Origin of the sequence: Ruegeria meonggei, assembly GCF_042768335.1 — a bacterium.
GTDB lineage: Bacteria > Pseudomonadota > Alphaproteobacteria > Rhodobacterales > Rhodobacteraceae > Ruegeria > Ruegeria meonggei.
On sequence record NZ_JAXHBT010000001.1, the window covers coordinates 3,595,575 to 3,613,126 of the forward strand.

At 53.4% G+C, this 17,552-nt stretch carries 14 protein-coding genes and 2 pseudogenes; 8 read left to right on the plus strand and 8 right to left on the minus strand.

Annotated elements, in window-relative coordinates; translation table 11 throughout:
* Positions 1-12 precede the first annotated feature (12 nt).
* The gene (locus SJY13_RS17820; protein ID WP_377192790.1) at positions 13-633 is read right to left on the minus strand and encodes a glutathione S-transferase family protein; all 621 of its coding nucleotides are present in this window, start codon (positions 631-633) and stop codon (positions 13-15) included.
* 706 nt (positions 634-1,339) lie between these two features.
* Between SJY13_RS17820 and SJY13_RS17825 the strand changes: the two genes are divergently transcribed.
* Positions 1,340-2,587 (plus strand): hypothetical protein, encoded by a 1,248-nt coding sequence (locus SJY13_RS17825; protein WP_377192792.1) that lies wholly within the window; start codon positions 1,340-1,342, stop codon positions 2,585-2,587.
* A 431-nt stretch (positions 2,588-3,018) separates the two neighbouring features.
* Positions 3,019-3,192 (plus strand): annotated as a pseudogene (locus SJY13_RS17830) (integrase core domain-containing protein); the annotation flags it as partial.
* Between the two features lie 255 nt (positions 3,193-3,447).
* Here the strand turns inward: SJY13_RS17830 and SJY13_RS17835 are convergent.
* A complete protein-coding gene (locus tag SJY13_RS17835) occupies positions 3,448-5,010 on the minus strand; it encodes a peroxidase family protein (protein ID WP_377192794.1) in 1,563 nt (520 codons plus the stop codon).
* A 697-nt stretch (positions 5,011-5,707) separates the two neighbouring features.
* Here SJY13_RS17835 and SJY13_RS17840 point away from each other — a divergent pair.
* Positions 5,708-6,670, plus strand: a pseudogene (locus tag SJY13_RS17840) (IS1595 family transposase).
* Here SJY13_RS17840 and SJY13_RS17845 read toward each other — a convergent pair.
* The 3 genes from SJY13_RS17845 to SJY13_RS17855 all read right to left on the minus strand — a co-directional run bounded on the left by SJY13_RS17845 (position 6,627) and on the right by SJY13_RS17855 (position 10,168).
* Positions 6,627-7,094, minus strand: coding sequence for a hypothetical protein (locus SJY13_RS17845; RefSeq protein ID WP_377192796.1), 468 nt, complete (start codon positions 7,092-7,094; stop codon positions 6,627-6,629). The pseudogene SJY13_RS17840 and the gene SJY13_RS17845 overlap by 44 nt on opposite strands.
* 159 nt (positions 7,095-7,253) lie before the next feature.
* Positions 7,254-8,273, minus strand: a complete 1,020-nt coding sequence (locus SJY13_RS17850) for a hypothetical protein (protein WP_377192798.1) — start codon at positions 8,271-8,273, stop codon at positions 7,254-7,256.
* Positions 8,274-8,707: 434 nt separating this feature from the next.
* Positions 8,708-10,168: a hypothetical protein gene (locus tag SJY13_RS17855; protein WP_377192800.1), complete on the minus strand. Its 1,461-nt coding sequence runs from the start codon at positions 10,166-10,168 to the stop codon at positions 8,708-8,710.
* 513 nt (positions 10,169-10,681) lie between these two features.
* Here SJY13_RS17855 and SJY13_RS17860 point away from each other — a divergent pair.
* Positions 10,682-10,954, plus strand: a complete 273-nt coding sequence (locus SJY13_RS17860; protein ID WP_377192802.1) for a hypothetical protein — start codon at positions 10,682-10,684, stop codon at positions 10,952-10,954.
* Between the two features lie 4 nt (positions 10,955-10,958).
* Here SJY13_RS17860 and SJY13_RS17865 read toward each other — a convergent pair whose 3' ends face one another.
* Both SJY13_RS17865 and SJY13_RS17870 read right to left on the minus strand, forming a co-directional pair.
* Positions 10,959-11,510, minus strand: a complete 552-nt coding sequence (locus SJY13_RS17865) for a 2OG-Fe(II) oxygenase (RefSeq protein WP_377192804.1) — start codon at positions 11,508-11,510, stop codon at positions 10,959-10,961.
* Between the two features lie 31 nt (positions 11,511-11,541).
* The gene (locus SJY13_RS17870; protein ID WP_377192806.1) at positions 11,542-11,970 is read right to left on the minus strand and encodes an adenylyltransferase/cytidyltransferase family protein; all 429 of its coding nucleotides are present in this window, start codon (positions 11,968-11,970) and stop codon (positions 11,542-11,544) included.
* A 238-nt stretch (positions 11,971-12,208) separates the two neighbouring features.
* Between SJY13_RS17870 and SJY13_RS17875 the strand changes: the two genes are divergently transcribed.
* Positions 12,209-12,862 carry a CDP-alcohol phosphatidyltransferase family protein gene (locus SJY13_RS17875; RefSeq protein ID WP_377192808.1) on the plus strand — a complete coding sequence of 218 codons (654 nt, stop codon included), beginning with the start codon at positions 12,209-12,211 and terminating at the stop codon, positions 12,860-12,862.
* A 364-nt stretch (positions 12,863-13,226) separates the two neighbouring features.
* Here SJY13_RS17875 and SJY13_RS17880 read toward each other — a convergent pair whose 3' ends face one another.
* Entirely contained in the window at positions 13,227-14,414 is a 1,188-nt protein-coding gene (locus tag SJY13_RS17880; protein ID WP_377192810.1) for a class I SAM-dependent methyltransferase, read from the minus strand.
* 248 nt (positions 14,415-14,662) lie between these two features.
* Between SJY13_RS17880 and SJY13_RS17885 the strand changes: the two genes are divergently transcribed.
* The 3 genes from SJY13_RS17885 to groL all read left to right on the plus strand — a co-directional run bounded on the left by SJY13_RS17885 (position 14,663) and on the right by groL (position 17,504).
* Positions 14,663-15,130 carry a DDE-type integrase/transposase/recombinase gene (locus tag SJY13_RS17885; protein ID WP_377193702.1) on the plus strand — a complete coding sequence of 156 codons (468 nt, stop codon included), beginning with the start codon at positions 14,663-14,665 and terminating at the stop codon, positions 15,128-15,130.
* Between the two features lie 280 nt (positions 15,131-15,410).
* Entirely contained in the window at positions 15,411-15,620 is a 210-nt protein-coding gene (locus tag SJY13_RS17890) for a hypothetical protein (protein WP_377192812.1), read from the plus strand.
* Between the two features lie 261 nt (positions 15,621-15,881).
* Positions 15,882-17,504, plus strand: coding sequence for a chaperonin GroEL (gene groL / locus SJY13_RS17895; RefSeq protein ID WP_377192814.1), 1,623 nt, complete (start codon positions 15,882-15,884; stop codon positions 17,502-17,504).
* Positions 17,505-17,552: the final 48 nt, after the last annotated feature.

Here is a 17,552-nt window from a genome sequence, read left to right on the forward strand (position 1 = left end):
GGTATCGCGTCCTTAACCTGCGATGCTGGGCCGTGCCGAGACCTTTGCCCGCCATGCCGTCAGATTGGAGAGTGTTTCTGGAATGTCGACCTTGGCAAAGTCCGCAAAGGCAAGACCGGCAAACGCCGTGATATCAGCAACCGAAAACTCAGAACCAGCCAGATATTCATTGTCAGCCAGAACTTCATCCAAGTAAGCCATTGTCTGACCAGCAACTTGCTTTTGCTTGTTGCCCCATTCAGCACATTGATAGGTCTCAAGGTCTGGCCCAAGACCTGGTGTGGCATGGTGAAAGTAGGTTCCCACAGCATTCAGCAGACCATTTTCTGCGCGCAGGTTCATCATCGAAATTTGCGCACGTTGTTTTGGTGTCTCTCCGGTCAGCGACGGGCCTTCGAATTGGTTGTCGATATATTCTGTAATCGCATTGCACTGCGAAATATGTGTACCGTCCGCCAACTCAAGGCAGGGCACAACGGCATCGGGGTTCTTGGCCTTGAAGGCCTCGGTGCGATGTTCGCCACCCATCACGTCAACCGGAACGAATTGGACCTGGTCTGTTGCGCCTTTTTCAGCAAGCGCAATGCGCACACGTGCGGGGTTTGGGAAACCCTCAGTATCATAGATTTTCATGTTGTCTCTCCTTGCGAACAAATATCAACCTACTAGTTGGTAGATGCCTTGAACAAGATGTACTTTGGTCATTGCGATCACAAGGTTGTTACGATGATAAGTTTAGCAGCGTCTGGGTTTGATGCCAGCTTCCTTCGAAGCGGTCATTTGTGTCGTCCTAAAGAATGACAATAAAGTCCCGCAGACTGTGGGTTAGAAGGTACCTAAATCATGCACCTGCAGCGAAAGTCCGGTCTGGTGTAGCTGCAGCGCGGCCCTTTACTACCTCGCCAAGGTCCGGAATGAGCCGTCCTCACCTTAGCTGCGCGAGCCCAGAAATGGGATTCTGCACTTGCTCCGAGGTCGGCTGTAAGCCCAAAGTGACCAATGCTGCAAAGGGCTTGAATGGCGGATGTCCACAAATGGCAAAACCGTTCAGCCTAAAGCTCTAAATTGGGACAACGTGGCTTGTGATCTAGTTCCTGGCGCAAACGCTTCAGCGATGGAAGCACGCTGAGTGCCTAATGCGGTTGAGATTGATTGATCCGCAAAATTACAAAGCGCACTTTCACCGCAAAAGCTGCGAGATCAGTCTAAATCGGAGGTCCATTTCCAGCTGGAACCTGCGAAAGTAGAATTTTCAGCGGTGATCACCTATTGTACCGGCAGCCAGCGATTGTCGGCTGCTTTATTTCTGAAAAATTCATTTGCATATTTGGAGATTAACATGGCTCAAGCCTCAAACTCATCCTCAACTAATTTCGAATGCATTCCTGACGAAGAGGGCGCGTGGCGCAATGAGATTGCGGCACTCACCGTCAAGCTGCAGGAGAAGCGAAAATCTCTTCAAAATGGCCAGGTGCTGCGCGGGGTGCACCCTAAATCACATGGCTGCCTGGATGCCGAATTCGTTGTAAACTCGGATGTACCGGAGAACCTGCAGGTGGGGCTTTTTGCCCACCCGCGTCGTCGCTACGGTGCCAAAATCCGTTATTCCAATGCGGATGTTTTGAAACGCGCCGATATCGAAAAGAAGAAAAATTCAGACGGCACTAAAGTCATGAACCACGGCAGCCGTGGCATGGCCATCAAGGTTCTACATGTGGATGGGGACACTCTGCTGGCCGATGGTGAGATGCACAATCAGGATTTTTTGATGGTAAACACGCCCGAGTTCGCGTTTCGCAATGTCAGCGATTATCGACGGCTGACGGCGGCCCTTGTTGCCTCAGAGGACGGGGCAACGCCCGATCTGTTCTTTTTGCCTGGCGTAATGCTCAAGTTGGGTATGATAGATATGTCCGGCAACCTTGCACCGACTTCTGCGTCAGATACGGAGCAGATGATGAGCTTGCGCGCGGCCTTTACACAATTCCACGAGGTCTTTGCGGACTATACAGCTGCCGATTTGCAAGGCGTGATCACTGCGAGCAAGGTGGTCGAGAAAATCCAGAAGACCGCAGCCCGTAGCCCGCATGAAGCCACTTATTTCAGCGCGGCACCATTCCAGTTTGGCGCTGACCGAGTGATGAGATATTCTGTAGCGCCTCTGGAAGGGGATTTGTCCGATGCAGAGTTTACCCAAGATCAAATGGCCGAGCTGCACGAGGACTACCTCGCGCAGGCTCTTGAAGATGCATTAGATTCCAAAACACAAATCAAGCTGAGCTTTCGAATACAGGTTGCCACTGCCGATGACATCGCGGGCAAAGAACAGGAGATGATCGAAAATGCCGCCCTCCCATGGGACGAGACCAACTTTCAGTTTGTCGAGGTCGCCCAGCTTGTCATCCCGTGTCAGTTGGAACCTAATTTGGTTGATGCCTGCAAGCCTCTTTTATTCACACCGTGGCATAGTCTCGCTGAGCATAAACCCCTGGGGGGCATCAACAGGTTGCGCAAGCCCGTCTACAGTGCTTCTGCTGATTTCAGACGCAGCTCTGGCCAATTCGGTACGCTAAAGTTGGAAAAATAACACCCTCTGACCACCGAACCAAAGCTCCGATGCGACACATGTTGACCTATTGGGCCCCTCAAGCGGTTATGGCCGCTGACGCCTTCCGCGCGAGTGACTTGTCGCAATGTCCGAAGCTTGGCGAAGGTGCATTGTCCACTGGCGCCGTTCTGCGGCTGAGAAACTGCGGACTGGCCAGAACGCGATTTGAACAGCCGATTTCTGTAGCTACAAAGCAATAGGATCGCTCAATAGAACCGCCGAGTGTCCGCAGAAAATCAGTTGAGGATGACTTAACGCTGATGTGGTTCGTCTGGGAAAACGCGGACCTCTTTGAAGCACTGAAAGATGTGCTTGAACACAAGCCCAGCCTGGCCTCGACGGGTACCAAAACGGAAATAGGTGTGTCCTGTAGGCGGGTCATATCACGTGTTCAAATCGTCGCAATCGACCTGAAATACGAATGCGTTTATCTGCGGGCCTACGAAACTGGCTCTGAAGACAAGGCAGGGATCGGCCATTGGATGACCTATTACAACGCCGAGCGCCCTCATTCCACGCATGGAATATTGACGCCGGATAAGGCTTATGAAAGCAAAACAGAACCCGAGAGACTGGCAGCCTGAATGAAACTCTGATCCACCTTAACAAGGCTGCTAACTGGTTGAAAGCCAAGGACCACGTCTTTGCTTGAAAGCTGGCTCGAACCTGATTGCTGGCCGCGCGTCAGCTCGAGTTTTTCCCAGTTTTTATCGGCGGCGAAAGACCGGTCTGGTGAAGCAGGGTCGCGGCGCATGCTTGCGCCATGAAGTTCTGGACTGGTCAGTTGCGCATGTGCTGCATTAATGGCGTCTTACATCGCTTGGCCCTGCTGTACCGGTTTATTCAGGAACCCAATCTTGTCGCGTCAAGGAAATGAATGTGTCACCTGCGCCACCTGCTACGTTGCGGTCTACGATATCTCGGAGGTTGTTTGTTCTTTGAATGGCGCGCCATCCGGGCTCAGAGAATGTTGACGGTTTGAACACATGTTCGGACAAGAGCGGGTTGGTAAGTGCTTGACTAAATGCATCAAGGGCGACGAAGGACAAAATTAGGCTGGGCAGGGGGCTGTTTGGGACTTTGTCTTCGCAGAATAATCCAACATGAAAATCTACATCGTCGGGATGTTCATATAGCTTAGAAAGCTTTGCTGCGACGTCGGCGTCGGTCGAAATGCTGGACCAATGAGGCGGGCGCGATTGGCCAAGGTAATTGCGATAGTCTGAATAGCTGGCCAATTGGCAAAAGCGGTCTTGCTCAATCGAAGACTTTTCCACATGCAAGAGCGGTTTCGCCGTGTTTCTAGGACCGACTTCGCCTGCTGGCGTGGCGCTAACCAATTTAAAGGATTGAAGTAGCCCGGCATTGAGTAGCAGGGCATTGTTCATGAACGTGGACGACACGGGTTGCGTTGTCGCGTCCCATTGAAGGGTGTCGGGGATCAAAGCGTGCCACCGATAGAGCAAACTGAATTCGACGGTGATCCAATTTGGTTTGTTCCAAGGCGCACGCCAAGCCACACTCGGATCCGCCTTGAGTTTGAAAGGCAGCGGCGCAATGTGGTTGATGTAGTCTTCGATCACCATTTTAATGAAAATAACGATAACGGTATTGCGGGCCGTCTCAAAGATCCGCCCATCGCTCCAGTCGGGGTGGGCCGTTTCTATCTCACCAGCCAGGCGGTTGTGCTCACGTAAAAACAGGGTGTTTAGCATCGCAACCTGAGGGACAGAGTTTACCCTATCACCGCCCACCGCGAAGAGATTGGCACGCAATTCGTCAGTGAGGTCGCTTTCGCCAAGGGGGCGATCCAGGACAGCAAAATCGGGATCAACTTGCCCATCGCAATAAAGAAAGGGGGAATACTCTTCTTCGTTGAGCTTTTGGCTACGCAGGCGGCCTTTTTTACCCCTTGTTTCGGAGTTGAGGCGCAGCGCATCGGTCTGTGCCTGAGTGCGACCGTAGAGCGTGCACATATCAATTTCATGATTGGAGGTATTGCGCCGCAAGCGCGTGTCGGCGGTTTCACCCTCCGCGATGAGATTCTCGGTTTCTGTTCGCAGAAAGCCGTCGGTCAGGTATTGGGCGAACGCAGGAAAGAGGCAGGTTGACTTGGGGCATAGTCGTTGGGAGCTATCACGACGCTCAAAGAGATCCAGCAGATCGTCGACGACGGGCATATTCTTGCGAACCCGGGGTGGCAGGTGACGCCCGCTCCATCGGCGATCGGTTAGCCCTTTCCAGGAGACAAAGTCGTGGGCCGTGCTCAAGGGGTGCGGTCGCGATCGGGCGCGTTTGACAATGCGGTTGATAAGCAGGCGATTGACCCATTTCGCGAGCGGTGGGATCGCTTCGATTGCAGCAAATATCTTTTTCTGAACCGGATAGGAAAACAGTGGCATGGGACATCTAATACTAGTGTTGTGAAATGAGGCTATGGTGCCCCAATTTCAGTCCCCTGGCTAGACGAAGGCGTGGGGTTCCGGTTTGATTGGCTAAAGCTAAAGTTAGGTTTGTAAGTATCCGACTCATTCAACTGACGGTCGTGTGACGCTGACGACTATGGCGCATTGTAATGTGGGTGGAGCAGGAGCCATCCACCCCATCCGGAAAAACAGAGGACATCGTCCTGCAATATCTCGAAAATCACGTCGCCGATGACCTGCCCCCGTATGGCTCCCTCATTCACAACGAGAGTTTGCGGGTCTGGTTCTCACATTCTTCGTCGTAGGTTTGGGCAAGCACGTCGGGCGCGGAGGCTCACATTGTTCAAGCGTCAGGCGCGTTTCTGAGAGTGTTTGGGTGCGGTTTGACCTAGTTGTAGAGCCCAAAGCGCAGGGCCTACCGTGCAGTGACCAAGACGGTAGGTGTTCAGTCCCGGTAATTGGTGGATCGGTGCGATGTTGGAGCGCGAAGGAATGATCATGAACCGCAGGAAGCAGTGTCGGCTGTAAGCCCCAGCAGAATACCTTCGTAGAGTCATTTAACGACAGCCTGCGAAATGAGCTGCTGCGGTCTTAGGTAGCAAATGCACCAAATGATTGACTGGGGGGACTAACGAAAACAATATGTGAACATTCGTGGTTTTTGGAGGTTCATATGGCGCAGCATTTTCTCCTGTCGGCCGCCGCGCGGACCCTGTCTCTCAAGGCGATCTTTTCTGAAGGGGAAGAAGCGGCTTACCATCGATTTTGCCGACTGCGCTGGCCGGAAACCGATGGTGAACCGATCTGCCCTGTATGCGGGTGTGTTGATGTTTACGATCTGACGACCAGACGCCGATTCAAATGCGCGGCATGTCATCGCCAATTCAGCGTGACGTCGGGCACGATCTTCGCCTCTCGGAAGCTTGCCTTTGTCGATCTCCTGGGCGCAATCTGTCTATTCGTGAACGCGGCGAAGGGATTGTCCGCGGTTCAGATGTCACGTGACCTGGATGTGCAGCACAAGACGGCGTTTGTGCTCATGCACAAGCTCAGGGAAGCTATGAAGGCAGAGACCCGGGGCGTCCTTCTGGACGGCTAGGTCGAGGTTGATGGTGCCGCATTCGGTGGCCATGTCCGGCCTGCCAATCTGCAAGAGGAGCGTGTCGACCGGCGGCGGCGCGCCAATCGGAGCGGGAAGCGCCGGGTGGTTGTCGTGCTCCGCCAGCGGGGCGGCCGAACGGTGACGAGAACCTCTCTTCGGGAGGCGCAGGGCGTCGAGTTCGCCAGGGAAAGGATCGCTCCAGATACCGTTGTCTCGGCTGATGAAGTCGCGCATTGGGATCTTCTGGAAACAGACTTTGACATGCAAAGAATCAATCATTCAGAGGGTTACAGCGTCAGCGGAGTTAATACCAACCTTGCCGAGAGCTTCTTCTCGCGGCTTAGACGGATGATTGGCGGACAGCACCTGAAAGTTGAAGGAAGGTATCTCGATGCATACGCGGCCCATGCAGCCTGGCTCGAGGATCATCGGGAGGAGAGCAATGGCCGCCTGGCGGATTGTTTGATCGGCGGTGCGCTCGCGTCCCCGGTCAGCCGGTCGTGGAAAGGGTATTGGCAACGGCGCGCAGCGTGACGGCGTCACCGGCACCCCAGACACACATGCCTTTCTTCTTCTCGATCATCCTGACGAGCTTTCGTCGCTTGGCATGTCGCAGCGCCTGGACGACCTTGAAGACCACCGAGTTCCTAAGCGCAGTATCTGAGATGTCCAGGTTGCGCTCCGCCATTACGCGCTCGGCAAGTTCTCTCGTGGTCAGCTCAACATCGACCCCGAGATGGTGGGCGCAGATATCCGCGATCTCGCCCTTCTTGAAGAACCCATGGCTCACAATGTACCGGGCACGCTGCCGTTCAGGTGCGGCGAACAGTTCAATCGTCGCGTTCACATGCGCCAGATCGTGCTTCGCATGTGCGATCTGCGCCTCGTATGCTTTAATCTGGCCCAGTATCTCGGCCCGCTTCTCCGTCAGCGTGTGAACAATCAATGATTTCGACATGCCGCCATTCGACACGAGATCTCGCCAGCCATCCAGATGGCAATTTGGTGCATTTGCTACCTAAGACCGAGCTGCTGAATTCCGAGTTGTTAGATAGCCTGGATGACGCCCGCTGTAAGCTGGCCCTAGCCTCTGGCAAAAGGACGTTGGCTATGGCAGCTAAAGCGTAAAGGGTGTGATGCCCCCAGCGAAAGATGCAAGTATGGGGGCGGTAAGTGCAAAGCCTGTGCGCAACACCTCTCCAATACCTTCTTTTAACCCGTGCGATGCCTTCCAGTCTTCGACATCAAAGCCGTCTTTTGTCGTTTCATTCAGGCGGGCCTTGCGGGAAAGGTCTTTGATGCGACTGTCCAGTATCAACGCCACTGGAAGATAGTAACTCAGCATCAGCAAGCAAAAGTAGGTTCCGGTGAACAATGCTGACGCGGTTACCAGTGAGCTATAGGCGGCCTGTCGTGTTTCCTCGATCACAGGCAGGGGCCAATACATCCAGCTGGATGCGAAAAACATGCCAAATGTCAGGATAAGGCTGGACAGATACAGTTGCTGCCGCATCTGATGCATGTTTTTTCGCAGTTCCTCTGCGGTTTCTTCAATATTTTTGCTGGAACCGGATGCCAGGCACAGGATCATACCAGCGATCAATGCGCCGACCGCCAGCCCGGCAAGGGCGTTGATGATGTCCAGCACCTTTCTGAACATCGAAAACACCGGTATGTCGCCACATCGACCCAACAGCCAATAATCATCAGGTTGCAGACATCCGGGTAGCGTGCCCCGCGACAACGCAGTCTCAAAAACGGCCCGACCAACCTGATGATAAATTCGCGGAGTGGTCGACGTCATATATTGCTGAACAGTTGGGGCAATCGCCAGTATGAATATGGCCAAGGTCGTGAGGGAAGCGGCAATTCTTGTTTCCTGCGTCATTGGAAGCGCAAGATTTCGGATCTGTAAAGTCACGGCCAGAACGGCAAGAGAAGCAAAGAACCACGATGCGGCAAGGAACCGAAAACGGCCCACCGATTCCAACCAAGTGTTGTCATCACTCAGAATTTCGACAGGCACGTCCAAATCCGTTGCGATCAGATGGTGGTGGATGAGCTCATGCAGCCCGAAAATGAAAATTGGCAGCAACACGATCGCAAAGTAACGCAGTTCTACTCGACGGTTAGACACGTCCGGCCTCTCGCGCTGCTGAAATACATAAGGGAATTCATAACACAAATTGAAGTTGCCGGCATCGTACAGCACCCCGTTCGTTTATGTAGGTTCCCATTTGAAACTTAGCACGCAAGCAACGTTCAGGCTTTTCGTCTTCCTATAAGTCTGTCACCATGAATCTGAAACACATTCTTCGCCAGATCCAAGCCAATCATGCTAATCTCTTCCATAGACGCCTACATTCAGGTTGTTTGCAAACCCACAATGGCACACCGAGGCCAGCGGAGGCGTTTACATCATCAGATCCAATTGTGAAGCTGTGCTTGTCGGTTAGAGACTGCTTTGGCGAAACTGCGACGCGGCCCCGATAGCCACGATGAATGTTTCCTAGTCGCATTCTTGGAGTGGATGGAGGTCAAGACCCTGCCCGGCGTCGCCGCGCTGGGGAATTAACGCTCTAGCCGTTGAGTTTCGGTCACGAACTGGTACGGCACCTCCAAAATACCGCCGCCGCTATCCCGCCGGATCACTATGTCTACGGCGTTTCCGACAACGATGATTGGCCCCAGCACATCTTGAAGCGCGTAAAGACCTGCATCCGCAGAGCCGTCAAAACTTCGCCCTCGATAGAGCCGCCTTCGCCCGCCTGGTAACAAGACGTACAATTCAATGCTAACCCGTTGCCCGTCGATCAGGTCATTTAAGTCCACCCATCCCGCGAGATCGAAGGCACCACTGCGCACTTCGATAAGCTTCTCATCGGAGCCCGGTACGGCCCGAAACACACCCTCTTCGTAGACCAAGATGCGCTTGAGGTCAGAAAGGATCACTGGGTTTTCGGGCGGTACCTCCGGCGGAGGTGGCCAACCGGGGGGCCACTCAGGCGGCTCGGTCACAGGGCCCAATATCCAGATCAGATACCAGATCAGCCCCTCAATATTATGAATTTCGTCCTTGATCGGGATCGGGGGAACGGCCCGCGGATGGCGCAGCCCGTCGGGCTGAATTGGGTGCAATCCCCCGTCAGGTGGCACTGCCGGGTCAGGGGGAATGGACCCTAGGCACTTCCACTCGACACCATAAAGCGTGCGGCCGATCATTTTGCCCAGGCATTCGATCAAGATGCGCAACTCGTCGATTTCGCGTCCGATTGGGTGGCCCCGATCGATCGGGACGCCCTGCGGATCGGTGACCAGCTCGTCTGGCCCGGGTCGAGGATACGCTCCTCCGTTCACTCTTTCCCAAAGGTGTTCAAGCTTGCGCTCGATGTCCCAAAGGTACCACAGCAGCGAGCCGTGCAGTTCCGGTTCTTCTACTGGCCCGTCGACCGGTGGTATCTTTCCCGCGCCTTTCTTGTCCTCGTTCTTCACCAGTGGCTTGCCCAGTACCTGGTGCAGGAATCTCTCAACCTTGGCCTCAAGCTCCGCGACATCGAGCGTCAACTCATCCACCTTATCGGGGCCGATATCGATTAGCGTTTTCAGTTGCGGGAGGAGGATTGTGAGGTCCTTCAGGATCGTCTTGAGCTTCCCATCGCCAAGGAATTCGATCACTTTCTTCAATCCGGTGATGATCCATTCCAGCGCGGTAGAAAGCGCCTTGGACCAATCGATGTCTTTTGTCGCTTGGGCGATCACACTTGACTGGGATGTCAACAAAGGATTGGTTCCGGATAGCAGTAGGCCGGCGACCATTGCTTGGCCGGCTTCACTATCTTGCGCGAGCTCGGTGACCGCTTCCTCGACTTCTCCTCGGATCGCGGTGATCACACCTTCAGCCGGAGATCGTAACACCTCTAAGACCGGGCCAGTCTCGGCCTCTGCAAAGTACCTCTCACACTCACTCAAGATCCCCAAAACATGTTCGAAGAACAGCTCCGGCTCGCTGTCAGCATCGCCTAGTTTGGCCATCTCGCCCTCCGTTTTGTATTTTCTTTAGCCAGTCTTTCCAAGTGTACCCCGTTAAAGGTTTATGCTGCCGTCTACAGCAGACACTAGCAACGTTTTTTTGAGCCAACGCGCCCTTCGCTGGCCCGCCTCTGCGCGACGCACCTTAGTGTGAGTGTCGGTCAGGCAAAGCGCGGGAGCGGTACACTCCATCATACAACAAAACAGGCGCTTTCGGCGCAGAAGAGGGCAATCAGATCGAGGTTTAGCCCCGGAATTCGCATTTGCAGCGAACGGCAGGTTCGACGGGCCGCGTTGCAGCATACCGGATGAGTGGTGGATGTCGCCTTTGGGCCGTGGCGGTTAGGAACCCAATCTGCTGGTTTGTTGACGCCCCTGACGGTGGCCTAGTATTGAACTTCTCCAGAGATACTTTAAGGCACATCAGATAGTTGAATTCCTATCAGGAACGTTTTGTGCCTTTTGAAGCACCTTCTGTTACCTGATCCTGCACTTTCTCTTCAAGGATCACACACAATGTCAGACGATACGTCGAAGACCCACTACATTTGTCAGACCTACATCGAGAAAAAGCGCACAAAGGGTGCTCCGGCTGGCGTCAAAATTGACAAACAGTTCCAGTATACAACGGCGGAAGAGGCCAAGAGCCGCGCGGAACGTGCGAGTCAGTCACCTGATTGCGCAGGCGCGGATGCTTATATGATTGTCGAGGACCCAAGTTCTGGCGAGATAAGCCCGCCAACGTTTTTGGTTCGGATCGGCAATGTTCCAGAATTCGATGATTTTTGATCGGTTATCTGAAAGCCGGCCCATGCGCCCATAGTGTTAGCGAGTGGCGCAGGCCGCATTGCACAGGTACCACCTGATGCAAGGTATAGCTGGGGAAGATGCTGACACAGCCTTGAGCGCGGTTAGCCGACAGAATTTGGGCGCTTGGCATCACCTCGAGGTCGCCCCCTTTGTAAGAATTTGGCAGGCTGAGTTGTAGCACCAGCGTGAGCTTGCGTTTGCGCGCTATAGGGCCTTCGCCGATGTCAGAGTGCCACGTGAAATGGCCGCCGTCAGAGGCGTTATAGCTTGCGACCTGCGGGCTTTCGGCAAATTCGCGCAGGTCGAAGCCAAACTGATCGACATTGGATTTGCGGACAATTTCGACCAGGCGATCCATGACCCATCCAGGCCTGTCGACGTCATCAAGCCAGACCAAATGTGCCTTGCGGAGGGAAGGGTTGCGCGTTTGGCCTACCAGTCGCGCATCTTTGGACGGGGCCGCCGTGATGGCCGCAATGATGCGGTCACAGTCACCTGCGCTGAACGCATCTGGCAGGGAATAGAGTGCCGTCATCTAAGGCGTCTTTATAAGAATAGACTGGTTTTCATTCGGCTGCCCTCGCATGACTTTGTGCCATGACCATCTGTTTGATTTTGGTGGATGATGTTCGCGGATTGTAACGCACCTGAGCGATCTCTTTGCCCATTTCTTTCAGGTAGGCATCAACATCGAGGTTGTGGCGTTTACTGCCCCAATCCTCGCCGATCACAAAGATATCCGCACCTACCGCCTTGCAGCCTGAAACGTATTCGAGCGCATGATAGGGACGTACAATATCCACACAACTGAGCGCCTCAAGCATCTCAACCCGTTGTTGCAATGGGATAACCGGAACGTTCGGCTTATACAGGTTCACGACCTCATCAGAGGCGACGCCAACGGCTAGGATGTCGCCCAATGATTTGCAGTGATTTAACAAGGCCAGATGGCCAACATGAAGCAGGTCGAAGGTGCCAACGGTATAGACGATCATTTTCGCTTTATCCTTTTGCCCACCCGTCATCGGTGGTAGCACGAGGCATCTGAATGCGCGTGTGCGTATTTGTTCAGTTTTTTTCAAATAATTAAGCTGAGATACCTCCAGGCGTTCAGACGTCTGGAGTCGGTTAATGACTTGAAACCGCGCGTTTCAAATGCACTCAGAATGGATAGCAGAGATTACCTGTCAAACGTTGACGAGGAGTCACTCCAACTAACTCAAAGGATGTCGCATGACAATCGAAAACGCTGCCACGCCCAAGCCACCGATCTTGTCATACATCAAAGATCTTCCAAACATCTGCTCGCTCGCGGGACTGGGATGTTCTTTGCTGGCGATTTATTTTGCGATAATAGAGCTTTATCCTGCGGCGATGATTGGCATGATTTGGGCTGTTGGGTTTGATTGGGCGGATGGGTTGATTGCCCGTCGGATGAAAGGTCGCACGGGCGATGATCGCGCGTTTGGTGGCACGCTTGATTTGTTGATCGACATTGTCAGCTACGGCGTAACACCTGCCGTATTGATCCTAAGTTACGGCGAGTTCAGTCCTTGGTTCCTGCCCGTCGTGTTTGTCACTTTGGTCTTTGGTGCGATCCGTTTGAGTTATTTCAGCACTTTCGGGTTGTCGGGCGATGCAAAATACACGGGGCTCGCAATTGATAACAACAGCATCAGTCTTGTCTTTATTGTTATGTTTGCAGGCTACTTTGAGCGCCCGACATTTGCGATTATTCTAGCGATGAGCGCCCTGTGTCTCGCGGTGTTGAACGTCTCACAAATCAAGACGCCCAAACTGTCCGGAAACCCAGTCAATGTTGCCATTCTGGCGCTGTACACGCTCTTGGCGACCCTGTTTTACAGCTGGTCCTTGCTGCAATCATAGGAAGAACCAACCTGATCGACGTTGCCAACTTGAACAACGCGTTGCCACAGAAAGAGAATTGAACGGCCGCGGCTTTAGTTCATTGGCTGCGAGTTTGAGTATTGCGGGACTTTGCTCATGCGGCGAATATCGGCAATGCTGGCTGCGATTGCAGCATGGCCGAAGGTGGGTGAAGGTCCGGAAAGGGCCGCAGCGCGACAGTCAGGGTTTGTCTGAAAAAGTGAAATTGTACAGCCTGTCGATGACCGCTCTAAAGCCCAAAGCGGAACCCTTTTTTCTCGATGTTTTCACTTTAAGTTCTATTGTTCTCGATGCCCGCACAGGCTCCTCCGCCGTATCTTAGAACCGCTGACTCCCACGACCCTCAACCCGAGTGATTAGACGTTTTGCTCAGATAATCCCTGGTTACAGGTACAACCATCTGACCTCGGCTTAACTGAAACTGAAATACAACCAAGCCCTGTTCCGAAAAGGCCATCTCGGATACGATCAGATAGTATCGCCACATTCGCAGAAACCGATCATCGTAGAGGTCGCGGATCGATTCCAGATTGGCCTCGAACTTTTCCTGCCAACATTGAAGCGTTCGCGCGTAGTGGCCGCGCCAGACTTCAACATCTGTGGTCACCAAGTCCTGCTTTTCAATCTCCTTCATGGCTTCGGACATTGATGGTGCATATCCGCCGGGAAAAATGTATTTGTGAATCCATGGTGACGTTCGACCGGGTGGGGTGGATCGACCGATTGTATGCACCAATGCGACGCCGTCCGGTTTCAGATTCTCACGCAGCTTGCGAAAGAAAGTTGGATATTGGGGCCGACCAACGTGCTCCATCATTCCGACCACAACGATACGATCAAATTCTTCGTTGACGTCCCGATAGTCGATCAGGCGGAATTCGACCATATTCCCGACACCTGCCGCTTCGGCTCTTCTTTTTGCATATTCCAACTGCACTTTGGACAAGGTCACGCCAACCACCTTCGCTCCATAGTCTCGCGCCAAGGTAATTGACATGCCGCCCCAACCACAGCCGATATCCATCACTGTCATTCCTGGTTCGATTAAGAGCTTCTTGGCTATGTGCACCTTCTTTGCTACCTGGGCCTCTTCGATGCTTTGCCCCGGGTCTGAGAAAAAGGCGCAGGTATATTGAAGGTCCTGGTCGAGAAAAAGTTCATAGAGATCAGCGGAAAGGTCATAATGATGTTCGACATTTCTGCGCGCGATATGAACGGGATTATACTGTGCGATACGTCTAAGTGACTTGCGCAGCCCTGTAACCGACGTGCCGTAACGCCCACCACCATAGTTGTTTGCATTGCGCACAATTAGCGAAACAAAGCCGCGTAAATCGTTTTGCGAAATTGTTAGAGTCTCATCCATATAGGCTTCGCCCAAGGCGAGATCGCCGTTCATTACCAATTTGCGCGGAAGCGCTTTGTCGTGGAGGGTTATGGCTGAACTGGGCCCTTTTCCGCAGCCATAGGTGCTACAACGCCCATCCGGCCAAGTCACCGCAAGCTCACCTTCCTGGATGATCTTGGTCAAAAGGCGGTCAAGCAACGACACCCACAATGTGACATCCTCCAATGCTCCCAAGATTAGACTACACTCCATGGCGATGGCACAAGTTGAAGGAGCATATTATGTCCGCTTAGCCCGCAGAGCGGTCGGTCATGCGCGTAGATCATGCCACATTGATTAGGTAGGTTCCCAAATACTCGCCGATGATCGCCGCGCGAGCATAATCGAAAAAGCGCCCTGCGCTGAATTCCTGCCGCATGGACTAGACATAACTGCGTGTTCGCGGCAATTGGGTGCGCCTTTATCGAACTGTCGACAAAGTAGGGAACACCCATGACTTCATGCTGCCTGAGCGATGGAACGGTCCCGCAGCAACCAAGTTCTTTGCCAAAGCTTTGTCGTCAAACGGAAGCCCTGGCAAAATCGTAATCGAAAAGTGCGAAGCCAACGCAGCAGGTATTCAAGAAGTGAACAGGATCCTGAAGCGATTTGGTTGTCCGGCTAAAGTACAGACAATAAGGTCGAAACTCCTGAATAACCTGATCGAGCAAGAACATCAGTTCACAAATCAGCGTGTTCGACGCATGTGTGTGTTCAAATCTTTCGCATCCGCGTCCGCTAACTTGGATGGCATCGAAGTCGTCTATATGATCCGAATACAGCAGTTCTCTAGCGCTACAACTTCGGGCTTTCGGTTGTTTGCTGAGATCGCAGGACAGATGTGTCCAGCATGTCGCTAACTCTGGCCGTTCTAAAAGTTAGCAACACAACCGTTCAGCACCCGAAAGAGCGACGAATACAGATAGTTTTCGAGTGAGAGGACTGTTTTCGCTTGTTTTTATTGGGTACTCCAAGCGTGGCGAGAATTCATGAGAAAATTCTACACGGAGCTGCTTTCAATCAGTCCAGCATGCAGCAAATTCTGCAATGATGATTGAATTCATCGGGCCCACTTCGGGTCCTGATGAATTCTGGCAATAGGAACGGCCCATGATGTCTGGCCCAACGGAGTTTGCAGGAATGGCGGCAATCTCGATCTGTGAGGCACCATCGCTCTCCTTGAATGATCAAAAGTTGCTTCTGGAACGCCAAGTTGCGAGGGTATTGCGCGCCGCGGCGGCGGCTCACGAAAACACTCCAGGAACAGAATTGGAAACAATGAACTATCTGGCCGTTGCTGACTCGATTAGCGCAATCATGGTCATCGGGAACGCGTTTCGGCGATTGTGACGCAGCGCTGTAGTGGTTTGACTCCTTGACCTTTGAAGTGGACCCTAAAATGAAACCGCCACCGCGCCCGCACGAATGAAACTCGCCCGATCAGCACGCCTTCGGCCAGTGCTGTTCTGCTCGACAAACCTTAACAAGGAGCGCTTCGATGCCAGTCACTCTACTTAGCCTTTTCGATGAAGACGAAAAGACCAAGGGCCTGTTGTTTTTTTTTAGACGCGGCAGACCATTACCCAGTCCTTGTCTCAGGGAGTTCCCGACATGTCCGCCAAAGACGTCAAATTCAGTGCTGATGCGCGCAACCGAATGCTAACAGGGATCAACATGCTGGCGAACACTGTCAGGATCACTCTTGGTCCCAAAGGTCGTAACGTCATTTTGGACAGATCCTACGGTGCCCCGCGTATCACCAAGGACGGCGTTACTGTTGCCAAAGAATTCGAGCTTCCGGATCACTTTGAAAACATGGGAGCCCAGATGGCGAAGGAAGTCGCGTCCCGCACCAACGAAGAGGCTGGCGATGGCACAACCACTGCTACCGTTCTGGCTCAGGCGATCGTCAAGGAAGGGATGAAGGCCGTTTCCGCTGGCATGAATCCGATGGATCTGAAGCGAGGTATTGAACAAGCCGTCCGGGTCGTCGTCGCAAAGATCAAGGACCTGTCCCGACCGGTTGGCGACAGTGCTGAAATTGCGAAGGTAGGGGCTATCTCCGCCAACGGAGATGTAGCGATTGGTCGTCAGATCGCCCATGCGATGGCTGCGGTCGGCACTGAAGGCGTAATCACGGTTGAAGAGAGCAAGGGATTGGAGATCGAAACCGATGTGGTCGAAGGTATGAATTTCGATCGCGGTTACCTTAGCCCATATTTCATAACAAATGTGGTCAAGATGAGCGTAGAGCTGGAAGACTGCGTTATCCTGTTCCACGAGAGCAAGTTGTCGTCTCTTGCCGACATGGTGCCGTTGCTCGAAGCAGTCATGGAAGCCGAAAAGCAGCTTCTGGTTGTTGCCGAGGACGTGGAGGGCGATGCGCTGGCCATGCTTGTGGTCAACAAGCTTCGTGGTGGATTGAAAGTTGCCGCCGTGAAGGCGCCTGGGTTTGGGGATAGCCGCAGGGAGATGCTGGAGGATCTCGCGATCCTGACAAGCGGTCAAGTGATCTCGACCGATTTGGGGACCAAACTTGAAACCGTCACGCTGGACATGCTCGGTGCCGCAAAGAAAGTCGTCATCTCCAAGGATGATACGACTGTCATTGATGGCGCGGGCGACAAATCAGCAATCACTTCACGGGTCGCCCAGATTCGCTCCCAAATCGAAGATACGACGTCCGACTACGAACGGGAAAAGCTGCAGGGTCGTCTTGCTAAACTGACAGGCGGGGTCGCCATCATCCGGGTCGGAGGGGCCACGGAGATTGAGGTAACGGAACGCAAAGACCGGGTTGACGACGCGTTGAACGCCACTCGCGCGGCGGTTCAGGAAGGTGTTGTTCCAGGCGGTGGTGTTGCGCTGCTCCATTCAGACAAAGCGCTTGCGACCCTTAAAGGTGCCAACTCCGACCAGGATGCCGGCATCAGGATCGTCCGGCGATCAATCCAGGCACCGCTGCGCCAGATTGTCGAAAATGCCGGCGTGGACGGATCGGTCGTCGCGGCAAAGATCATCGAAAGCGAAAACCCATCCTTCGGGTTCGACGCTCAAACGGAAACTTATGTCGACATGTTGAAAGCGGGGATCATTGACCCCACCAAAGTTGTCCGGGTTGCTCTGGAAGATGCGGCGTCGATTGCAAGCCTTCTGATCACAACCGAGGCGATGGTCGCACAAAAACCCTACAGGTCTGGAACTGCGTCAGATTTGGGATCCTTGAGGGCGTGACGCAGGTCTTTTGACCCAACTACGGGACCACCACAATGCAGTCGGTTG